This is a genomic window from Pseudomonas sp. COR18 (genome assembly GCF_048568395.1).
In the GTDB taxonomy this organism is placed as follows: Bacteria; Pseudomonadota; Gammaproteobacteria; order Pseudomonadales; family Pseudomonadaceae; genus Aquipseudomonas; species Aquipseudomonas fuscovaginae_B.
Genome location: NZ_CP183808.1, coordinates 3,371,535 through 3,392,734, shown reverse-complemented (window position 1 = coordinate 3,392,734; position 21,200 = coordinate 3,371,535). Strand labels below are relative to the sequence as shown.

20 protein-coding genes and 1 tRNA gene are annotated in these 21,200 nt (G+C 66.0%); 5 read left to right on the top strand and 16 right to left on the bottom strand.

Annotated elements, in window-relative coordinates; all coding sequences use genetic code 11:
- Position 1: 1 nt before the first annotated feature.
- The 8 genes from ACM62G_RS15690 to nrdR form a co-directional block, all read right to left on the bottom strand.
- Entirely contained in the window at positions 2–505 is a 504-nt protein-coding gene (locus ACM62G_RS15690; RefSeq protein WP_017902311.1) for a phosphatidylglycerophosphatase A, read from the bottom strand.
- On the bottom strand, positions 502–1,467 hold the full coding sequence (gene thiL / locus ACM62G_RS15685) for a thiamine-phosphate kinase (protein ID WP_054062530.1): 966 nt from the start codon (positions 1,465–1,467) through the stop codon (positions 502–504). Before thiL ends, ACM62G_RS15690 begins: the two co-directional genes overlap by 4 nt.
- A gap of 18 nt (positions 1,468–1,485) precedes the next feature.
- Positions 1,486–1,986, bottom strand: coding sequence for a transcription antitermination factor NusB (nusB, locus tag ACM62G_RS15680; protein WP_054062531.1), 501 nt, complete (start codon positions 1,984–1,986; stop codon positions 1,486–1,488).
- Positions 1,983–2,459 (bottom strand): 6,7-dimethyl-8-ribityllumazine synthase, encoded by a 477-nt coding sequence (gene ribE / locus ACM62G_RS15675; protein ID WP_017902308.1) that lies wholly within the window; start codon positions 2,457–2,459, stop codon positions 1,983–1,985. The genes nusB and ribE overlap by 4 nt, the downstream gene beginning before the upstream one ends.
- Before the next feature lie 91 nt (positions 2,460–2,550).
- The gene (gene ribBA, locus ACM62G_RS15670) at positions 2,551–3,642 is read right to left on the bottom strand and encodes a bifunctional 3,4-dihydroxy-2-butanone-4-phosphate synthase/GTP cyclohydrolase II (protein ID WP_054061162.1); all 1,092 of its coding nucleotides are present in this window, start codon (positions 3,640–3,642) and stop codon (positions 2,551–2,553) included.
- 16 nt (positions 3,643–3,658) lie between these two features.
- Entirely contained in the window at positions 3,659–4,321 is a 663-nt protein-coding gene (locus ACM62G_RS15665) for a riboflavin synthase (protein ID WP_054061163.1), read from the bottom strand.
- Between the two features lie 45 nt (positions 4,322–4,366).
- The gene (gene ribD, locus ACM62G_RS15660) at positions 4,367–5,506 is read right to left on the bottom strand and encodes a bifunctional diaminohydroxyphosphoribosylaminopyrimidine deaminase/5-amino-6-(5-phosphoribosylamino)uracil reductase RibD (protein WP_419737450.1); all 1,140 of its coding nucleotides are present in this window, start codon (positions 5,504–5,506) and stop codon (positions 4,367–4,369) included.
- Complete coding sequence (gene nrdR / locus ACM62G_RS15655) at positions 5,503–5,967, bottom strand: transcriptional regulator NrdR (protein ID WP_026144921.1); 465 nt, start codon at positions 5,965–5,967, stop codon at positions 5,503–5,505. The genes ribD and nrdR overlap by 4 nt, the downstream gene beginning before the upstream one ends.
- 139 nt (positions 5,968–6,106) lie before the next feature.
- Between nrdR and ACM62G_RS15650 the strand changes: the two genes are divergently transcribed.
- The 3 genes from ACM62G_RS15650 (at position 6,107) to trxA (ending at position 8,249) form a co-directional block, all read left to right on the top strand.
- Complete coding sequence (locus ACM62G_RS15650) at positions 6,107–6,562, top strand: YbaY family lipoprotein (RefSeq protein ID WP_054060971.1); 456 nt, start codon at positions 6,107–6,109, stop codon at positions 6,560–6,562.
- Positions 6,559–7,230, top strand: coding sequence for a 50S ribosomal protein L11 methyltransferase (locus ACM62G_RS15645; RefSeq protein WP_419737449.1), 672 nt, complete (start codon positions 6,559–6,561; stop codon positions 7,228–7,230). The genes ACM62G_RS15650 and ACM62G_RS15645 overlap by 4 nt, the downstream gene beginning before the upstream one ends.
- A gap of 146 nt (positions 7,231–7,376) precedes the next feature.
- A complete protein-coding gene (gene trxA / locus ACM62G_RS15640; RefSeq protein ID WP_419737448.1) occupies positions 7,377–8,249 on the top strand; it encodes a thioredoxin in 873 nt (290 codons plus the stop codon).
- Positions 8,250–8,331: 82 nt separating this feature from the next.
- Here trxA and ACM62G_RS15635 read toward each other — a convergent pair whose 3' ends face one another.
- Positions 8,332–9,144, bottom strand: a complete 813-nt coding sequence (locus tag ACM62G_RS15635) for a Cro/Cl family transcriptional regulator (protein WP_054061194.1) — start codon at positions 9,142–9,144, stop codon at positions 8,332–8,334.
- A gap of 179 nt (positions 9,145–9,323) precedes the next feature.
- Between ACM62G_RS15635 and ACM62G_RS15630 the strand changes: the two genes are divergently transcribed.
- On the top strand, positions 9,324–10,766 hold the full coding sequence (locus tag ACM62G_RS15630) for an alanine/glycine:cation symporter family protein (RefSeq protein ID WP_054062535.1): 1,443 nt from the start codon (positions 9,324–9,326) through the stop codon (positions 10,764–10,766).
- 75 nt (positions 10,767–10,841) lie between these two features.
- Complete coding sequence (locus ACM62G_RS15625) at positions 10,842–11,831, top strand: asparaginase (RefSeq protein ID WP_419737447.1); 990 nt, start codon at positions 10,842–10,844, stop codon at positions 11,829–11,831.
- Positions 11,832–11,898: 67 nt separating this feature from the next.
- Here the strand turns inward: ACM62G_RS15625 and ACM62G_RS15620 are convergent.
- The 7 genes from ACM62G_RS15620 to fdnG form a co-directional block, all read right to left on the bottom strand.
- A tRNA-Sec gene (locus ACM62G_RS15620) sits at positions 11,899–11,994 on the bottom strand.
- 8 nt (positions 11,995–12,002) lie between these two features.
- Positions 12,003–13,925, bottom strand: coding sequence for a selenocysteine-specific translation elongation factor (gene selB / locus ACM62G_RS15615; RefSeq protein WP_419737530.1), 1,923 nt, complete (start codon positions 13,923–13,925; stop codon positions 12,003–12,005).
- Positions 13,922–15,349 (bottom strand): L-seryl-tRNA(Sec) selenium transferase, encoded by a 1,428-nt coding sequence (gene selA / locus ACM62G_RS15610; RefSeq protein ID WP_419737446.1) that lies wholly within the window; start codon positions 15,347–15,349, stop codon positions 13,922–13,924. Before selA ends, selB begins: the two co-directional genes overlap by 4 nt.
- A gap of 161 nt (positions 15,350–15,510) precedes the next feature.
- Complete coding sequence (gene fdhE / locus ACM62G_RS15605; protein WP_419737445.1) at positions 15,511–16,437, bottom strand: formate dehydrogenase accessory protein FdhE; 927 nt, start codon at positions 16,435–16,437, stop codon at positions 15,511–15,513.
- 4 nt (positions 16,438–16,441) lie between these two features.
- On the bottom strand, positions 16,442–17,098 hold the full coding sequence (locus ACM62G_RS15600) for a formate dehydrogenase subunit gamma (RefSeq protein ID WP_419737444.1): 657 nt from the start codon (positions 17,096–17,098) through the stop codon (positions 16,442–16,444).
- The gene (gene fdxH / locus ACM62G_RS15595; protein WP_054061077.1) at positions 17,095–18,045 is read right to left on the bottom strand and encodes a formate dehydrogenase subunit beta; all 951 of its coding nucleotides are present in this window, start codon (positions 18,043–18,045) and stop codon (positions 17,095–17,097) included. The genes ACM62G_RS15600 and fdxH overlap by 4 nt, the downstream gene beginning before the upstream one ends.
- Positions 18,045–21,113 carry a formate dehydrogenase-N subunit alpha gene (gene fdnG / locus ACM62G_RS15590; RefSeq protein WP_152972995.1) on the bottom strand — a complete coding sequence of 1,023 codons (3,069 nt, stop codon included), beginning with the start codon at positions 21,111–21,113 and terminating at the stop codon, positions 18,045–18,047. The genes fdxH and fdnG overlap by 1 nt, the downstream gene beginning before the upstream one ends.
- Between the last annotated feature and the right edge of the window lie 87 nt (positions 21,114–21,200).

Below are 21,200 nucleotides of genomic sequence, written 5' to 3'. Positions count from 1 at the left end.
CTCAGGTGAAGAGATGCACCAGTCCCTGCATGGCCAGCCAGGCGAACACCCCGGCCAGAACGTCATCGAGCATGATCCCGACCCCACCGTGCACATGCCGGTCGATCCAGCGGATCGGCCAGGGCTTGAGGATGTCGAAGAAGCGGAACATCAGGAAGCCCGCCAGCAACCAGTACCAGCCCTGCGGCACCAGCCACAGGGTGATCCACATGCCGACCATCTCGTCCCAGACGATGCCTTCGTGGTCATGCACCCGCAGGTCGTCGGCGACCTTGCCGCACAGCCAGAAGCCGAACAGCATGGTGATGCCGAGCATCAGCCAGTAGCCCCAGTCCGGCAGCATCTGCCACAACGGTATAAAGGGTAGCGCAACCAGCGAACCCCAGGTACCCGGGGCCTTGGGCAAGGTTCCGGAGCCGAAGCCGAACGCCAGGAAATGCCAGGGGTTGCGCCACACCGACGGTGGCACGAACTCGGCGGGAACCTGTTTGGGATGATCTGTCACGGCGTCTCCGGAAAATGTTGATAACCGCGGACTCGCGGGGTGATGTCCTGGCCATCGGCCGCCAGCAGGGCAACGCCCTGCCCGGCGACCACGCGCCCGACCACCCGGACCGAGTCATGGCCGAGCAACAGCGCGGGCAGCTCGGCGGGAGGCAGGGTGAATGCCAGGACATAGTCGTCACCGCCACTGAGCGCCGCCTCCCAGGCCGCCGCCTGGCCGAGAAAGCCCAGCAGTGACGGGGACAACGGCAGCTTTTCACGTTCGACCAGCAAACGCACGCCGGATGCCGCCGCGATATGTCCGCAATCGGCCAAAAGGCCGTCGGAAATATCCAACGCCGCGCTGGCCTTGCCGCGCAAGGCCAGCCCCAGTTCGAACTGCGGCCGGGGCGACCAGTAGTGGGCCAGCAATGGCTCGGCCAACGCCGGCTCGGCACTCCGCTGGCCTAGCACCAGCGGCAAGGCGCCGGCAGCATTGCCCAGGTCGCCCCCCACGCAGAGCAGGTCGCCGACCTGCGCGCCGCTACGGGTCAGCGCCTGGCCGACGGGCACCCGGCCGAACACCGTCAGCGTCAGGCTCAGGGGACCACGGGTGGTATCGCCGCCGACCAGGCGCAACCCGCACTGGCGGGCCATCCGGTCCAGCCCGCGGGCGAACGCCTGCAGCCAGTCGACATCGTTGTGCGGCAGGGTCAGGGCCAGGGTGAAGGCCACCGGCGTCGCGCCCATGGCGGCCAGGTCGCTGGCGGCCACGGCCAGGGCACGCTGCCCGAGCAGGAAAGCATCGCAGGGATCGGCGAAGTGCACACCGGCCACCAGGGTGTCGGTGGAAATCGCCCATTGCTCCCCGACAGGGACATCGAGCAGGGCGCAGTCGTCGCCGATGCCCAGCGCAACACCTTCGCCGGCCTGCGCACAGGGCGCGGCGGCAAAGAAATTGCGGATCAGCTCGAACTCACCCATGGGAGAAGCAAGCGCCGGTCAGCGCTTGAACGCCTTCACTTCGGCTTCGCGCAGATTCGGTGCCAGCTTGTCGAGCACACCGTTGACGAACTTGTGACCGTCGGTGGAACCGTAGATCTTCGCCAGTTCGATGCCTTCGTTGATCACCACGCGGTACGGCACGTCGACACGCTTGAGCAGTTCCCAGGTGGACAGGCGCAGCACCGACAGCTCGACCGGGTCGAGCTCTTCGATCTCGATATCCAGGCAGGGCTTGAGCGCGTTGTCGATCTCGTTCTTGAACTGCGGAACCCCGTGAAGGATTTCACGGAAGTACGCACCGTCGACATCGCTGAAATCGTTGTCGACACGGAACTGCGCTTCGATTTCATTCAGCGATTGCTTGGCCATGTGCCATTGATAGAGGGCCTGGGTCGCGAGCTGACGGGCTTCGCGACGCTTGGCGCTCTTGGACGGCTTGCCGGCGCCTTCGGGGCGAGGCTCGCGCGGGTTGAAACGATCGCTGTCGTCGTTAATCACTTGGCCTCCAACTGCGCCAGCAGGCTGACCATTTCCAGGGCGGACAGGGCGGCTTCGGCACCTTTGTTGCCGGCCTTGGTGCCGGAACGCTCGATGGCCTGTTCGATGGAATCGACGGTCAGCACGCCAAAGGCGACCGGTACGCCGAACTCCATGGACACCTGGGCCAGGCCCTTGGTGCACTCACCCGCCACGTATTCGAAGTGCGGAGTACCGCCACGAATGACCGCGCCCAGGGCGATGATCGCCGCGTACTCGCTACGCTGGGCGACTTTCTGCACCACCAGCGGGATCTCGAACGCGCCAGGTGCACGGATGATGGTGATATCGCTTTCGCTCACGCCGTGACGAACCAGGGCGTCAACCGCGCCGCTGACCAGGCTTTCGACGACGAAGCTGTTGAAACGGCCGACCACCAGGGCATAGCGGCCTTTGGGGGCGATGAAGGTACCTTCGATGGTCTTCAGGGTCATTCGACAATTCTCTTAAAGAGCCGGGACGCGTCTGATACGCGCCCCTCAGGGATATGTGTACCGCGAATCAAGGTCGAAACCAGCCGGCCTTTTATTCGGAGGGCACGTATTCTACTACTTCCAGGTCGAAACCGGATATCGCGTTGAACTTCATCGGCGCACTCATCAGGCGCATCTTGCGTACGCCCAGGTCGCGCAGGATCTGCGAACCGGCACCGACGATGCTGTAGGTGGTCGGCTTTTTCACTGGCGTATGTTCGACCGTCTCGCGGATATGCGCCAGCAGCACGTCGCCATCCAGCGGATGGCCGAGCAGCAGCACCACGCCGCTACCGGCCTCGGCCACCGCCGCCATCGCCGCGCGCAGGCTCCAGCGACCGGGTTGCTTGACCATCAGCAGGTCGCGCAGCGGGTCCATGTTGTGCACCCGCACCAGGGTCGGCTCTTCGGCGCAGACCTTGCCCAGGGTCAGGGCCATGTGCACGTCGCCTTCCACCGAATCACGATAGGTCACCAGGGTGAACTGGCCCAGCTCGCTGTCCAGCGGCTGCTCGGCAATCCGCTGAACGGTACTCTCGTGGATCATCCGGTAGTGGATCAGGTCGGCGATGGTGCCGATCTTGATGTTGTGCTCGGCGGCGAAGGCTTCCAGCTCGGCGCGCCGGGACATGGTGCCGTCATCGTTCATCACCTCGCAGATCACCCCGCTCGGCTCGAAACCGGCCATGCGCGCCAGGTCACAGGCGGCCTCGGTGTGGCCGGCGCGGGCCAGGGTACCGCCGGGCTGGGCCATCAGCGGGAAGATGTGACCGGGGCTGACGATGTCTTCGGCCTTGGCGTCCCTGGCCGCTGCCGCCTGCACGGTGCGCGCTCGGTCGGCGGCGGAGATGCCGGTGGTCACCCCTTCAGTGGCCTCGATGGACACGGTGAACTTGGTGCCGAAACCGGAACCGTTGCGCGGCGCCATCAGCGGCAGCTTGAGCAGTTCGCAGCGCTCGCGGCTCATCGGCATGCAGATCAGGCCACGGGCGTACTTGGCCATGAAGTTGATGTGCTCGGCCTTGCAGCACTCGGCGGCCATGATCAGGTCGCCTTCGTTCTCGCGGTCTTCGTCATCCATGAGGATGACCATCTTGCCCTGGCGAATGTCTTCGACCAGTTCTTCAATCGTGTTGAGCGCCACGCGGCACCCCCTTGCGTCAGGATTTGAGGTAGCCGTTGGCGGCCAGGAAACTTTCGGTGATGCCGCCGCTGGTCGGCTCCGCGGCCTTCTCGCCCAACAGCAGGCGCTCCAGGTAGCGGGCCAGCAGGTCGACCTCGAGGTTGACCCGACGACCGGGGCGGTAGTCGGCCATGATGGTCTCGACCAGGGTATGCGGGACGATGGTCAGTTCGAACTCGGCGCCGTGCACCGCGTTGACCGTCAGGCTGGTGCCGTCGACGGTGATCGAGCCCTTGTGGGCGATGTACTTGGCCAGCTCCTTGGGTGCACGCACGCGGAACTGGATGGCCCGGGCGTTTTCCTCGCGGGCGACGATCTCGCCGACGCCGTCGACGTGGCCGCTGACCAGGTGACCGCCCAGGCGGGTGGTCGGCGTCAGGGCCTTTTCCAGGTTGACCCGGCTGCCGGCCTTGAGGTCGTTGAAGGCGGTGCAGTCCAGGGTTTCGCGGCTGACGTCGGCCCAGAACCCGTCGCCCGGGAGCTCGACGGCGGTCAGGCAGACGCCGTTGACCGCAATGCTGTCGCCGAGCTTGACGTCACCCAGGTCGAGCTTGCCGGTTTCTACATAGACACGCACGTCGCCGCCTTTCGGGCTCAGCGCGCGGATGCTGCCGATGGATTCGATGATGCCGGTAAACATGAAGTACTCCTCGAAAACGAGCCAGCGCCTGGCGCTGGCCGCGAATTATACGCCGGGTGCCGGGTCAGGTATTGCGGTGACTCGCCAGTCATCGCCGACCGCACGCATTTCAGTGATTTTCAGCCGTGGCGCCTCGCTCATCCGTTCCAGCGGCCAGTCCAGCAGGGGCCGTGCGCTGGAGCCGAGAAACCTGCCGGCGACGAAGATCTGGTACTCGTCCACCAGTCCCTGGCGGGCAAAGGCGCCGGCCAGGCGCGGACCGGCCTCGACCAGCAGATCGTTGACGCCACGGGCAGCCAGTTGCCCGAGCAATTTCGCCAGGTCGACCTGGCCGTCATGGCCGGGCAGGCTCAGGACTTCGTGGCCGGCGGCCTGGTAGGCGGCGCCAACCGCGGTCGCGCAGGTCACCACCAGTGCCGGGCCGGCCTGGAAGAATGCCGCCTCCAGGGGCACCCGCAGGCGCCCGTCGATCAGCACCCGCAGCGGCGGCCGGCTCTCGGCCAGGGCCGTCAGCTCGGGGTCCAGGCCCAGCTCGGCAGGGCGCACGGTCAGCCGGGCGCTGTCGGCCAGCACCGTATCGGCGCCGGTAAGCACCACGCTGGACTCGGCGCGCAGACGCTGCACGGCGGAACGCGCGGCAGGACCGGTGATCCACTGGCTCTCGCCGCTGGCCATCGCGGTGCGCCCGTCGAGACTCATCGCCAACTTGACTCGCACGAACGGCAGGCCGTGCTCCATGCGTTTGAGGAAGCCGCGGTTGATCGCCCGCGCCTCGCCTTCGAGCACGCCGCTGTGTACGGCGATCCCGGCATCGGCCAGACGCTTGAGGCCATTGCCGGCAACCTGCGGATTGGGGTCCTGCATGGCCGCGACCACCCGCCCCACGCCGGCCTTGACCAGCGCTTCGGCACAGGGCGGCGTACGCCCGAAGTGACTGCACGGCTCCAGGGTCACGTAGGCGGTCGCGCCACGGGCCAACTCGCCCGCCTCGCGCAAGGCATGGACCTCGGCATGGGGCTCGCCGGCGCGCACGTGCCAACCTTCGCCGACCACCACGCCATCACGCACGATGACGCAGCCGACCCGAGGGTTCGGATGGGTGGAATAGCGCCCCTTGCGCGCCAACTCCAGGGCACGGGCCATGTAGTGGGCGTCGAGAACCGCCTGTTCGGCTGCAAGGCTCATTCCTTGGCGGGCTCCCGGGCAAGACGATCGATTTCCTCGCGGAACTCGTCGAGGTCCTGGAAGCGGCGATAGACCGAGGCGAAACGGATGTAGGCGACCTCATCGAGTTTCTGCAGCTCGGTCATCACCATTTCGCCGACGACCAGCGACTTGACCTCGCGCTCGCCGGTGGCGCGCAGCTTGTGCTTGATATGGGCCAGTGCGGCTTCCAGGCGCTCGACACTCACCGGGCGCTTTTCCAGGGCCCGCTGCATGCCGGCACGCAGTTTTTCTTCGTCGAAGGGCTGGCGGCTGCCGTCCTGCTTGATCAGGCGTGGCAGAACCAGTTCGGCGGTTTCGAAGGTGGTGAAACGCTCACCGCAGGCCACGCATTCGCGCCGGCGGCGCACCTGTTCGCCCTCGGCGACCAGACGCGAGTCGATGACTTTGGTGTCGTTGGCACCGCAGAAGGGACAGTGCATGGTGGCAGGCAACAAAAAATGGGAGGGCCATGGTAGCGCATCTCCGTGGCAAGACAAGCCATAGGGTTTGCGGTATACAGTCGGCGGGCTAACGTTATCCCATCAGAACCGTCGATTTTCGCCTCAGTTGGAGCTGTAGATGTCAGTACGACCGCTTGTTTTGCTCAGCCTCACCGGCCTGCTGCTCGCCTGCAGCAGTGCACCCAAGCCCGTGCCGACGCCACCGCCCCAGCAGCAGGTGAAGAAGCCGGTGAATGAATATGAAGCACTCGGCCCGTTGCCCGCGTACCAGCGCGAGTTGAGCGGCACCCTGCTGGGGGTGCCGGCCAATGCCGAGGTCGAACTGGCGCTGCTGGTGATCGACGAGCGCGGCCGGCCGCAGCAACTGCTCGCCAGCAGCAGGATCAATGGCACCGGCCAGGTACTGCCGTTCCGTCTGCGCTTCAACCCGGACGTGTTCCCGGTCGGTGCGCGCGTCGAACTGCGCGGGCGGGCCAGCCAATCCGGGCAGTTGATCCTGCACCTGCCCTCCGTGGCCGTGACCCAGCCGACCACTCAGGCCATGGGCCCGTTGCAATTCGTCAGCGCCCCATGAACGCCCCGCTCGACCTGCAGCGGGCGCTGGCCGCGCTGCTCGGCGATGCGCGGCTGACCGCCAGCGCGCTGCCTGGGACCGACCTCAAACTGTGGCTGATCGACGCCGGGAACATGGATCGCGAGTTCACCCCGCAAGAGACCCGGCGCATCCTGCACGAACCACCCTACTGGTGCTTCTGCTGGGCCAGCGGCCTGGCCATGGCCCGCTACCTGGCCGAACGGCCGGAGTGGGTGGCCGGCAAGCGCGTGCTGGATTTCGGCGCCGGCTCCGGCATCGCGGCCATTGCCGCGGCCCGCGCCGGGGCGCGGGAAGTGGTGGCCTGCGACCTCGACCCACTGGCACTGGCCGCCTGCCGGGCGAATGCCGCACTCAATAAGGTGACGCTCCACTACAGCGAAGATTTCTTCGCCGAGAGCGATCGCTTCGACCTGATTCTGGTCGCCGATGTGCTGTACGACCGGGAAAACCTGCCGCTGCTGGACCAGTTCCTCAGCCGCGGCCGGGAGGCGCTGGTGGCCGACTCGCGGGTGCGGGATTTCCGTCATCCGTTGTACCGGCGCCTGGAGATCCTCCAGGCCCTGACCCTGCCGGACCTGATGGAACCGGAGGAATTTCGCCAGGTCAGCCTCTATCACGCCAGCCGGCCACGAGGGCATCTGGCCTGACACGCTCTTGCCGTGGACATGCAGGTCCATTCGCGGGCAAGCCCGCTCCCACAGTGGCCTGATTGGCAAACTCCTGTGAACACCCGCTTTCGGCCAACCGGCCCAGGCCTTATAGTTGCGCGATACCCCGTTCTTCGAGACTCCCGATGACCCAGGACACGCCCTACATCTTCGACGCCACCGCCCTGAACTTCGACCAGTCGGTGATCCAGAACTCTTTCCACAAGCCGGTGCTGGTGGACTTCTGGGCGGAGTGGTGTGCGCCCTGCAAGGCGCTGATGCCGATGCTGCAACAGATCGCCGAGAGCTATCAGGGCGAGCTGCTGCTGGCCAAGGTCGACTGCGATGCCGAGCAGGACATCGTCGCCCGTTTCGGTATCCGCAGCCTGCCGACCGTGGTGCTGTTCAAGGACGGCCAGCCGGTCGACGGTTTCGCCGGTGCCCAGCCGGAATCGGCGGTACGGGCCATGCTCGAACCCCATGTGCAGATGCCGCCGCCGGCCGCCGCCGACCCGCTCGAACAGGCTCAGGCGCTGTTCGACGAAGGCCGCGTCGCCGAAGCCGAGGCCACCCTCGTCGCCCTGCTGAATGAAGACAACAGCAATGCCAAGGCGTTGATCCTGTACGCCCGCTGCCTCGCCGAACGCGGTGAGCTGGGTGAGGCCCAGACCGTACTCGATGCGGTCAAGGGCGACGAGCACAAGGCGGCGCTGGCCGGCGCCAAGGCGCAACTGACCTTCCTGCGCCAGGCCGCCGACCTGCCCGATGCTGCCGACCTGAAGGCCCGCCTGGCCCAGAACCCGCAGGATGACGAGGCGACCTTCCAACTGGCGATCCAGCAACTGGCCCGCCAGCAGTACGAAGCCGCACTGGATGCCTTGCTCAAGCTGTTCACCCGCAATCGCGGCTACAGCGAGGGGTTGCCACACAAGACCCTGCTGCAGGTGTTCGACCTGCTGGGCAACGACCATCCGCTGGTGACCACCTACCGGCGCAAGCTGTTCGCGGCGCTCTACTGAGGCGTTGGACAGGGTTTGCTGGCCTCTTCGCGGGCAAGCCCTGCTCCTACAGGATTGAGTGGCTCACAGGCATTGCAACGCATCACTCGATCTCGAACAGGCCGTTGCCGACCGAGCCGGCACTCAGCCGTTCGCGCACGTCATCATCGATCCGCGGGTCATCCGGGCGGTACAGCTTGACCTGGCGGTAGGCGTTGATGCGGTTGATTTCTTCCCCCAGGAACTCCCAGACCACGCGGGTGCACGCCGGGTTACGCCGGTCGCCGCTGGAAACCCCGGTCTTCAGGCCATTGAGCCGGGTAATGCGGCTCTTGAAACTGGGGATGAGGATCGTCTGGCTCATCTCGTTGAGGGTCAGCGATTCGTAATCGATCAGAAACAGCCGATCCTGCAACTGGAAGGCCGCACCGAGATAACGGCAACGCACCTCGGCATGCCCGTCGTTGGCGGTGCTGCGCTCCTGGCGCTCCTGGCGCTCGAAGAGGAAATGCCCTCGTTCCTCGCGCAGGTGCACCAGCGACACCAGGATCGAGCCGGGAACCGACATGCAGTTGGAATACTCGAAGTAGTAACCGCAATAACGCGACAGGTTGCCCGCCTCCTGATGCAACGGCTTGAACAGCTCGCTGATCGGATCGTTGCGCTGCTCGGTGCGCTGCGCCGGATTGCGCGCACCGATCAGACGGGCGAATTGCTCCGGCGGCAGGCCCAGCTCGTAATCCTCCACCCCGAAGAAGTCACCGATGCGCTTGAGGTTGTAGTTCGTCGGATGGCTTTGCCCGCTCAAGTACTTGTTGAACTGTGCACGATTGATCGACAGCTGGCGGCAAACCTCTGAAATAGAGCGGTAATGGCTGCAGGCCAGCTTGAGATTGACGGCGAAATTGTCGCTCATGACGATGAACCCGGATGGTGCGAGTGGCGCCATTCTAGCATCAACTCGCACCAAAGCAGAGCAACCCGCGAAATTGTCACCACCCCTGTCATGACCAACCATGCGCCCCAACGGATAGCAGCGCGCCTGCCGCCTGTTGCTCTTTTCACGCAAAGAATAAGAATCGAGGTCATTCTCCAATGCTAGAAGCACTCAATGATTTCCTCTCGGGGAAACTGCTCATCGTGCTGATCGTCGGACTCGGCAGCTACTTCACGATCCGCTCGCGGTTCGTCCAATTCCGCCACTTCGGCCACATGTTCGGTGTTTTCAAGGAGTCCCTCCGCGGCCAGGCAGGCCAACTGAGCTCGTTCCAGGCCCTGATGCTGAGCCTGGCCGGCCGCGTCGGTGCCGGTAACATCGCCGGTGTCGGTATCGCCGTGACCCTCGGTGGTCCGGGCGCCGTGTTCTGGATGTGGGTCACCGCACTGGTCGGCATGTCCAGCAGCTTCTTCGAATGTACCCTGGCCCAGGTCTACAAGCGCGCCGATGGCGATGGCCTGTACCGTGGCGGTCCGGCCTACTACATCCAGCACGGCCTGAAGCTGAAAGGCATGGCGGTGGTGTTCTCCGTACTGCTGCTGGTCACCTACGGCTTCGCCTTCAACGGCCTGCAGTCGTACACCGTGACCCATTCGCTGCAGAACGCCTTCGGCTTCTCGCCCAACCACACCGGTATCGTCCTCGCCGTCCTGCTGGCGATCGTGTTCCTCGGTGGCATCAAGCGTATCGCCGCGGTTTCCGACCTGCTGGTGCCGGTCAAGACCCTGGCCTACATCGGCGTGACCCTGTACGTGATCGGCACCCAGATCGAACACGTGCCGGCCATGCTGGAAACCATCTTCAAGAGCGCCTTCGGCCTCGACCCGGCCTTCGCCGGCCTGCTCGGCAGCGCCATCGTCATGGGCGTGAAGCGTGGCGTGTTCGCCAACGAAGCCGGCCTGGGCAGTGCCCCGAACGTGGCCGCGGTGGCGGCCGTGAAACACCCGGGCGCCCAGGGCGTGGTCCAGGCGTTCAGCGTGTTCCTCGACACCTTCGTGATCTGCACCTGCACCGCGCTGCTGATCCTGCTGTCGGGCTTCTACACCCCGGGCTTCGAAGGGGACGGCATCGTCCTGACCCAGAACTCCCTGGCCGCCGTGGTCGGTGACTGGGGCCGGATCTTCGTCAGCGTCGCGCTGTCGCTGTTCGTCTTCACCTGCATCCTCTACAACTACTACCTGGGCGAGAACAGCCTGCAGTTCCTCAGCCGCAACCGCGCCGTGCTGATGACCTACCGCGCCCTGGTACTGGCCCTGATCGTCTGGGGCTCGATGCAGAACCTGTCGACCGTGTTCGCCTTCGCCGACATCACCATGACCTGCCTGGCCTTCGTCAACCTGATCGCCCTGGCCCTGCTGTTCAAGGTCGGTCTGCGGGTGATGCGCGACTACGACGAGCAACGTCGTGCCGGCGTCGACCAGCCCGTGTTCGATTCCAGCAAGTTCAACGACCTGGACCTGGACCGCGCCGCCTGGCCAGCCAACCCGCAAGTAGAAACAGCCACTGACAAAGCAGCCGCCCAAGCGCAGCCGCAACGCTGATATTCTCCTTGCCTCAGCCGCCCCGTTCGTGGGCGGCTGTGTCTTTCTCTCGCCAAATCTCTACGGAATGCTCCCATGGGTGCAGTCAAGAATCTCCTCGTCCTCTATACCGGGGGCACCATCGGCATGCTGCAGACCGCCGAAGGCCTGGCTCCGGCTGGCGGCTTCGAGGCGCGCATGCGCGAATACCTCGCCGGCTGCGCCGACGCGCCGCAGGTGCACTGGTCGCTGCATGAGCTCAACCCGCTGATCGACAGCGCCAACATGCAACAGGCCAACTGGCTGGCGATGCGCGATGCCATCGTCGACGCCGTCGAACAGCGTGGCCATGACGGCGTGCTGGTGCTGCACGGCACCGACACCCTGGCCTACAGCGCCGCGGCCCTGTCGTTCCTGCTGCTCGGCCTGCCGGCACCGGTAGTGCTGACCGGCTCCATGCTGCCGGCCGGTGCGCCGGACAGCGATGCCTGGGACAACCTGCTCAATGCCCTGAAGCACTTCGAGCACGGCCTGGCAAACGGTGTGCAACTGTTCTTCCACGGCCAGTTGCTGCACGGCTGCCGTGCCTCGAAACTGCGCAGCGAGGCGTTCGACGCTTTCACCGCGCCATCCCGTCATCGCGAAGGCGAGCGGGCGGCGGCAGTCCCGGATCGGCTGGACTACCGCCAGCCACGAGTCCCGGTCAACCTGGCCGTGCTGCCGGTGTACCCCGGCCTGCAGGCCGCCCATCTGCGCGGTCTGTTCGACAGCGGCATCCAGGGCCTGGTGCTGGAATGCTACGGCAGCGGTACCGGCCCGTCCGATGACCAGGCACTGCTCGACGTGCTGCATGAGGCCCGCCAGCGTGGCGTGATGATCGTTGCCATCAGCCAATGCCCGGAAGGTTCGGTGGTGTTCGACACCTACGCCGCTGGCAGCCGCCTGCGCGATACCGGCCTGGTCAGCGGCGGCGGCATGACCCGCGAAGCCGCGCTGGGCAAGTTGTTCGCATTGCTCGGTGCGGGGCTGGATGTGCAGGCGGCGCAGCAGTGGTTTGCTCTGGACCTGTGCGGGGAGCGCGCGTAAGCGCCGCTCTTGCGGGCCTATTCGCGGGCAACCAACCGGTAAGCCCTGCACAAGGCTCTGGTGAAATTGGCGGAAGGCAGCGGGAGTCGAACCTGCCCGGGAACGGTTGCCGTCCCCAACCGGGTTTGAAGCCCGGCCGCGCCACCGGGCGCGATTGCCTTCCCTGAAGCTTCAGTCCCTGGCCTGCTGCCGGGCCAGGGCACTGTCAACACGGATATGACGCTGGTCGGCGACCCTGCGGGTCAGGCCGATACGGTCGAAGTATTCCAGTATCTGCACACTGCGTTTGCGACCGATGCCCAACATATCGCGAAACGCCGCCACCTGCACTATCGGCGATGCCGCAGCCTGCCGCAACAGCAGCTCGGCCATGCGTTGCAACGTCGCCTGTGGATAGAACAGGTCCCGCACCACCTGGTGCAACATCCCCAGCCGCGCCAGCTTGCGCAGCAGCAGGCGCACTTCGCCTTCCTCCCGTTGCTCTTCGCCGGCCAGGGTCCTGACCCAGGGCGGATCGAACTCGCCCGCCAGCAGGCGCGGTTGCAGGCGCTGCCACAGCAGCTCATCGGCCTCGCTCAACTGCACCGTGTGATCCGGCCTGTGCAACCACGGACCACTGCTGCTGATGCCGCCCTCGCCCAGCAGTTCCTCCAGCAGGCTGACAAACGCCGGCCGCTCCAGGGGCAAGGCGCTGAAACGGCGCAGTCGATCGCGGTCCGGCCCCAACTGGTCGGGCTCCTGTTGATGGAAGGCTGTCAGCCGCTCCAGCAACTGCTCCCGGAGTGCCTGCCACTGCGTTCGGGCAAACAGCAACGGGCCCTGGCGAGTGGCGATCACCTGTACCCCCTCCGGCAGTTGCCAGGTCTCGCGCAGGCGATTGAACTGCCGCTCCAGCCGCTGCGGGTCGAGCCCGCCCGGAGCGGTTTCGAGCAACGCGGGCAGGGCCTGCTCCAGATCGCCGGCATCGCGCAGCACCTGCAACTGGCGCAGACGCACCTCGCTGCGACGCTGCCGGCTCGGCGCAAAAGGATCGAGCACCCGGCCACCTCCCAGCGTGCGCTGGGCACGCTGGTCGCGCACGACCAGACGATCGCCATGCACCGCCTGCAACGGCGCGTTGAGCAGCAACTGGGCGAACATGCGCTGGCCGCCCAGCAGCTTCTCGCCTTCGAGCAAGGCCACCCGGGCGGTGACATCCTGGGTCCCGAGGTGCACGTGCACGGCACTGAAGTGTTCGAAAGTACGGGTTTCACCGGGCAACAGCTGCAGCTCGATGTCGACTCGCGAACTCGGCGCATGCAGCCAGGCCGGCAGCAGCCAGTCGCCGCGATGCACCTGCTCCACCGCCAGGCGCTCGGCACTGATGTTCAGCGCCACCCGTTGCCCGGCCACGGCCCGCGGCGCCGCCTGGTTCTGCGCGTGCAGGCCGCGCACCCGCACCGCCTTGCCGGCCGCGCCCAACAGCAGGTTGTCTGCGACAGTGACCTGCCCGGACAAGGCCGTGCCGGTCACGACGATACCGGCGCCAGACACCGAGAACGCCCGGTCGACCGCCAGGCGAAAACCGCCCGCGACACTGCGCCGGCGCACACGCGACTGGGCTTCGCGCAAGGCCAGGCGCAACGCCTCGATACCTTCGCCGGTGACACTCGACAGCGCAAAGCGCAACGCCCCGGCATAAGGCCCCGGCGCCAGCAGCTCGGCCACTTGCGTGTCGACTTCAGCCAACCGCGCCGGCTCGACCCGGTCGCACTTGCTGATCGCCACCAGCGCCTGGGGAATGCCCAGCAACTCGATGATCGCCAGGTGCTCGCGGGTCTGCGGCATGACCCCATCGTCGGCGGCCACCACCAGCAACACCAGGTCGATACCGTGGGCGCCGGCGAGCATGTTGTGGATAAACCGTTCGTGCCCCGGCACGTCGATAAAACCGGTCAGCCCTTCCCCCTCAGCGAGGGTGGCGTAGCGGTAGCCGAGGTCGATGGTCATGCCACGGGCACGCTCTTCCTGGCGCTGGTCGCCGGCCTGGCCGGTCAGGGCCTGGAGCAACGCGGTCTTGCCGTGATCGATATGCCCGGCGGTGCCGACGATCACTGCACCGGCCCCAGTTGCAGCGCCGGCAGTTGCGCCAGCCACTGGGCTTCATCGTCCAGTTGGCGCAGGTCGAGCCACAGCGCGTCGTCATCGATACGACCGAGCACCGGAACCGGCAGGTCGCGCAGGGCCCGCTCCAGCACATGCAGGCTGCGCCCGCGCAACTTCTTCGACACCTGCGGACGCAGGCACAGTGCGGCACTGGGCAGGCGTGCCACCGGTTGGCTGCCACTGCCGATCATGCCCAGGGCGGCTTCGACGCTGACCGTCCACTGCGCGCCAAGACGGGCCGCCAGTTCCGGCGCCAGCCGCCCGGCCTGGGCGGCGATCTCGGCCTGAGGCCGGGTCAGCAGGCGCAGGCTGGGCAGGCGCTCGGCCAGACGGTCGGGATTACGGTACAGCGCCAGCACCGCCTCCAGCGCCGCCAGGGTGATCTTGTCCACCCGCAGGGCGCGCTTGAGCGGGTTCTTCTTGATCTTCGCGATCAAGTCCTTGCGGCCGACGATGATACCGGCCTGGGGGCCGCCGAGCAGCTTGTCGCCACTGAAGGTGACAATATCGGCGCCGTCGGCCAACGCCTGGCGCACGGTCGGCTCGGCGGGCAGCCCCCAACGGGTCAGGTCGAGCAGGCTGCCGCTGCCGAGGTCCTCGAGCAACGGCAACTCATGCTGATGGGCGATGCGGGCCAGCTCGGCGGTGGGCACCTGGGTGGTGAACCCCTGGATGCTGTAGTTGCTGCAATGCACACGCATCAACAGGCCGGTGCGCGGGTTGATCGCGCCTTCGTAGTCGCGGGCGTGGGTACGGTTGGTGGTGCCGATCTCGTGCAGGCGTACGCCGGCGCGGGCCATGATGTCGGGGATGCGGAACGCACCACCGATCTCGATCAGTTCGCCGCGGGAAATGATCCCTTCCTTGCGCGCCCCCAGGCTGTTGAGCGCCAGCAGTACTGCGGCGGCGTTATTGTTGACCACGGTGACCGCCTCGGCGCCGGTCAGCTCGCGGATCAGCCCTTCGATCAGGTCGTCGCGGTCGCCACGCTTGCCGGTACTCAGGTCGAACTCGAGGTTGAGCGGGTAGCGGGCGGCGGTCTGCATGGCCTCGACGGCTTCTTCGGGCAGCAGCGCCCGGCCGAGGTTGGTGTGCAGCACCGTGCCGGTGAGGTTGAACACCCGGCGGACCTGGCTGCGCTGCTGGATCGCCAGGCGCTCGCCGGCGCGGCCGAGCAGGACTTCGGCGGCCAGTTCCGCTGCACTCAACTGGCCCTGGCGGGTCGGCTCGCGCAGATCGTCGAGCAATTGGCGCAGGGTGGCCAGGACCGCGTCGCGACCATGACGGTCGAGCAGCGGCTGGCAGGCGGGGTGGCGCAACAGGGTGTCGATAGAAGGCAGGCGTGGGGTTTCGTTGGCGAGGCTCGCGGGCATTCGGGCAACCTTCAGTTCATTCGGTGTCGGGGCGGGACCATTCGCGGGCAAGCCGCGCTCCTACAAGGGTTGAGTCGTTCACATATTCGGCGCAGTGCAGGCTTCTGTAGGAGCGCGGCTTGCCCGCGAATGAAGACGACTCGATTTTCCAGTGTAGCCACTCACCCTCCTCCAGGCGCCAGCATCAGGTTCGGGGCCAATCGGTGGAAACCCTCCTCGTCCAGCCGAATGTCCAGGGCCAGGCTTGCCAGGTCATCCGCCAGCGGCTCGGCGGCGGCGTCGTTCTCCAGGTAGTTCTGCTTGAGATAGCTTTGACAGCCCGGACAACATTCCGCCCGCAACGGCGCCTTGCCAGGCGCATGCCGATCGTCTTCGAGGTTGGTGTAGCGCAGGTCCTTGCTCGACTCGCAGTACACGCACTTGACCCGCACCACATGCCATTCGCAGGCGCACAGCGAGCAGGCCAGGTAACGCAGGCCATTGTGCTTGCCACGGTTGCGCACCACCCCGGCCATGGCCGGCGAACCGCAGGCCGGGCACTGGGCCAGGCTGCCGGCGGGCTTGAGTTCCTGGCTGGGCAAGACCAGCAACCAACTGGCCCAGGCCGCCTGCAACGCGGCGCCGAGGAATGGCACCAGGGCCGCCGGCACCGCGTCGTACTGACCGCCGAGCAGGGCGATGCCCCAGCCCTTGCGCTGGTTGTCGTCACTGCCACGCAAACTGTCCAATGCCTCGGCCAAGGCCCCTGTCACCGGTGCATCGAGGCCATCGAGCAACGCCTGCAACCAGGCCAGCCAGGGGCCTTCACGCACCAGACTGTCCGCCGCCAGAGGGGGGAGACCATGGCTGATGCACAGCCGCTGGCGTTCCTCGGCCACTGGCAAACCGCCAGGTGGATTGTCGATCAGTTGCTGCTGGACCCGGCACAACTGGGCGACCAGGTGCAGGTAGTCACCCAGGGCATGCCCCTCGGCGAGTTGTTCCAGGCGCGCGGCACGCAGTTCAAATAGGTTGGCCGGCGGCAGATGCAGGAACGGCGGCGCCACCGCCGACGCTTCGATCTGCCCGGGTTCGAGAAGGGTGCTCAAACGTTCATCCTTGTTTTCCGCCGTGGTCGTGAGGGTTCTTGTCGCCGGTCACCTCGCGGTACCACAGTTCATGGTGCTTGCGTGCCCAGGCCCGGCTGACCCAGCCATGCAGCATGGCGCCGATGGAGCCCTTGATCCAGATGCCGGCGTAGATGTGCACGATGATGCTGAGGATCAGCACGAACGCCGCCAGGGCATGGAGCAAGGCGCTCAAGCGGATCGCGCCGATGTCGAAGTAGTGACTGAAGTACGCCCGCCAGATCACCACGCCGCTGACCAGCAGCACCAGCATGCACGCCAGCAGGGTCCAGAACAACAGCTTCTGCCCGGCGTTGTACTTGCCGATCGGCGGTACGCCCTCTTCCTGGTTGCGCATCACCCGGTCGACCCGGCGCAACCACAGGCGGTCGTTGGCGGTGATGAAGTTGGCGCGCCAGAAACGCAGCACCAGGCTGAGGAAGAACACGAACATCGCCACGCCGATGAACGGGTGCAGGATCCGCGTCCACGGGCCGCCACCGAACAGGTTGCTCAGCCAGAACAGCGCCGGATGGAACAGCGCCAGCCCCGACAACCCGGCCAGCACGAACAAGATCGCAACGATCCAGTGATTGCTGCGCTCGTTGGCGTTGTAGCGCAGGATAGGCTTGTTGTCCTTCATGGCCGCTGCTCCCCTTGCCCACCGGGACGGTTCGGATCATAGACATGCACCGAAGGGTCCACCTGATGAACGCTGCCGTCGGGTGGCGTCGGATGCTCCTCTTCCTCGACCCGCTGCGGCCCGACCCGCACATAGTGGAAGAACCCGGCCAGCACCGCCGCGCCCATCGCCAGCAGCGCCAGCGGCTTGGTCACGCCCTTCCACAACCCCACCAGCGGGCTGATCACCGGCTGCTCCGGCAAGCCGGCGTACAGCTTCGGCGTGTCGGCATGGTGCAGCACGTACATCACGTGGGTGCCGCCAACGCCATCCGGGTCGTACAGCCCGGCCTTGTCGTAGCCGCGGGACTTGAGGTCGACGATGCGCTCGGCGGCATGCTCCTTCATCTCGTCCTTGCTGCCGAAGACGATCGCCCCGGTCGGGCAGGTCTTCACGCAGGCCGGCTCCAGGCCGACGGTCACGCGGTCGGAGCACAGGGTGCACTTGTAGGCCTTGTGGTCCTTCTGCGAGATCCGCGGGATATTGAACGGGCAGCCGGTGATGCAGTAGCCGCAACCGATGCAGTGGTCCTGGTTGAAGTCGACAATGCCGTTGGCGTGCTTGATGATCGCTCCCGGGCTCGGGCAGGCCTTCAGGCAACCGGGCTCGGCGCAGTGCATGCAGCCGTCCTTGCGGATCAGCCACTCCAGGTTGCCGTCGTCGCGCTCGTGCTCGGTGAAGCGCATCAGGGTCCAGGTCTCGGCGGAGAGGTCCTGGGGGTTGTCGTAGGTGCCGTGGTTATGGCCGACCTCGTCACGCAGTTCGTTCCACTCCGAGCACGCCACCTGGCAGGCCTTGCAGCCGATGCACTTGGTGGTGTCGATCAGCTTGGCGACTTCCTGCTGCTGGCGTACCGAAGGCGGCACGGTGGTCGTGGCCGAGCGGGCGATGATGTCTTGGCTGGCCATCAGAGTTTCTCCACTTTGACGAGGAACGACTTGGACTCCGGCGTCTGGGTGTTGCCATCACCGAGGAACGGCACCAGGGTGTTGGTCAGGTAGCCATGCCGGGTGGTACCGGTGAAGCCCCAGTGCAACGGGATGCCGATCTGGTGCACGGTCTGGTTGTTGACCTGCAGCGGACGGATCCGCTTGGTCACCACCGCCACCGCGTCGATGTGTCCGCGCTTGCTCGACACCCGCACCCGATCGCCGGCCTTGATGCCCTTCTCGTTGGCCAGCACCTCGCCGATCTCGACGAACTGCTCGGGCTGGGCAATCGCGTTGAGGCGGCAATGCTTGCTCCAGAAGTGGAAGTGCTCGGTCAGCCGGTAGGTGGTCGCCGCGTAGGGATACTCCTCGTGCTTGCCGAGGGTGTCCCACACCGAATCGAAGATCCGCCCGGCCGGGTTACTGATGGCCTTCTTGTTCTGCGGGTGCAGCGGGTTGATGCCGATCGGTGTCTCGAACGGCTCGTAGTGCTCGGGGAACGGCCCCTCGGCCATCTTGTCGACGGCAAAGAAGCGCGCCACGCCTTCGGGGTTCATGATGAACGGATTCATCCCCGCTTCCGGCGGCGAGTCGGCCTTGAAGTCCGGCACGTCGGTACCGCCCCAGGCCTTGCCGTTCCACCACACCAGGCGTTTCTTCTCTGGATCCCAGGGCTTGCCCTGCGGGTCGCTGGAGGCGCGGTTGTAGAGGATGCGGCGGTTGGCCGGCCAGGCCCAGGCCCAGTTCTGCACCTGGTGCATACCGTACGGGTCGCTGTTGTCGCGCCGGGCCATCTGGTTGCCCTGTTCGGTCCAGCAACCGGCGAAGATCCAGCAGCCGGACGCGGTGCTGCCGTCGTCCTTCAACTGGGCGAAGGCCGAGAGCTGCTGGCCGGCCTTGAGCGTGACTCCGCTCGGGTCGCTCAGGTCGCTGACCGCCCAGCCGTTCATCTCCTTGGCCAGCTCTTCGGGCGAAGGCTCCTCGGGGATCTTGTACGGCCAACTGATATTGAGCATCGGGGCCGGGTAGGCACCGCCCTCGGCCTGGTAGCGATGGCGCAGGCGCAGGAACAGCTCGCTCATGATCTGCACGTCGGTACGGGTTTCGCCCGGGCCGTCGGCGCCCTTCCAGTGCCACTGCAGCCAGCGGCTGCTGTTGACCAGCGAGCCATCCTCCTCGGCGAAGCAGGTGGTGGGCAGGCGGATCACCTCGGTCTGGATGTTGGCCGTGTCGACGTCGTTGAACGGCCCGGCGTTGCGCCAGAACTCCGAGGTCTCGGTGGCCAGCGGGTCCATGATCACCAGCCACTTGAGCTTGCCGAGCGCGGCGGTGACGCGGTTCTTGTCCGGCAGCGCGGCGATCGGGTTGAAGCCCTGGCACATGTAGCCGTTGACCTTGCCCTGGCCCATCATCTCGAACATGCGCAGCACGTCGTAGGCCGGCACATCGAGCTTGGGCAACCAGTCGTAGCCCCAGTTGTTGGCTGCGGTGGCGTTGGCGCCATACCAGGCCTTCATCAGGCTGACGTGGAACTTGCCGTAGTTCTGCCAGTAGGACAACTGCCCCGGCCGCAGCGGCTTGGGCGCACGCTTGTCGATGAAGGCGGCGTAGTCCTGCTCGGCATCGCCGGCCAGGGTCAGGTAGCCCGGCAGCGAGTTGGACAAAAGGCCCAGGTCGGTCAGGCCCTGGATGTTGGAGTGACCGCGCAGGGCGTTGACCCCGCCACCCGGCATGCCGACGTTGCCCAGCAGCAGTTGCACCATCGCCGCGCTGCGGATGATCTGCGCGCCGATCGAGTGCTGGGTCCAGCCCAGGGCATAGAGGATGGTCATGGTTTTGCCCGGTGCCGAGCAGGTGGCGATCTCTTCCCAGATCGTCATCATCCGGTCCTGGGGCATGCCACAGGTCATGCTCGCCACTTCCGGCGTGTAGCGGCTGTAGTGCTGCTTCATCAACTGGTAGACGCAACGCGGGTGCTGCAGGGTCGGGTCGACCTTGGCGAAACCGTCCTCGCCGAGCTCGTAGCCCCAGCCGGACTTGTCGACATAGGTGCGCTTGGCCGCGTCATAGCCGCTGAACAGGCCATCCTCGAAGCCATAGCCGGCCTTGACGATGAACGACACGTCGGTGTAGTTGCGCACGTATTCGTGCTGGATCCTGTCGTTGCTCAGCAGATAGTTGATCAGCCCGCCCATGAAGGCGATGTCGCTACCGGTGCGGATCGGCGCATAGTAGTCCGCCACCGAGGCGGTACGGGTGAACCGCGGGTCGACCACGATCAGCCGCGCCTGGTTGTGCGCTTTGGCTTCGGTCACCCACTTGAAGCCGCACGGATGCGCTTCAGCGGCGTTGCCGCCCATCACCAGGACCAGGTTCGCGTTGGCGATGTCAGACCAGTGATTGGTCATGGCGCCACGGCCGTACGTCGGGGCAAGACTTGCCACCGTCGGACCGTGTCAGACACGCGCCTGGTTATCGAACCCCAGCATGCCGAGCGAACGGATCACCTTGTGCGTCAGGTAGCCGGCTTCGCTGGAAGCGGCGGACGCGGCAAGGAACCCCGTGGTGAGCCAGCGGTTGACCGTCTGGCCCTGGGCATTCTTTTCGATGAAGTTGGCGTCGCGGTCCTGCTTCATCAGTTCGGCGACGCGATCGAGCGCCTCGTCCCAACTGATGCGGGTCCACTCCTTGCTGCCGGGCTTGCGTACCTCGGGGTACAGCAGCCGGCTCGGGCTGTGGATGAAGTCCAGCAGGCCGGCGCCTTTCGGGCAGAGGGTGCCGCGATTGACCGGATGGTCCGCATCGCCCTCGATATGGATGATGTTCTGCTTGACGTTCTTGCCCGCGTCGCCCTGGCTGTACAGGATCAGGCCGCAGCCGACCGAGCAGTAGGGACAGGTGTTGCGGGTTTCCTTGGTATGCGCCAGCTTGAAATGGCGCACCTGCTCGGCGAACGCCGGCGTCGGGGCCATGCCCAACGCTGCAAGGCTCGAGCCTCCAAGGCCGACAGCGGCGACCTTGAAGAACTGCCGACGGTTGAGGTCCATCGTGCACTCCTGATCAGGTGGGGGCGCACGGGACATGGCCGGCGCCTCTTGGCAATCACGGTGGAGGCAAATACTGCCTGCCAATAG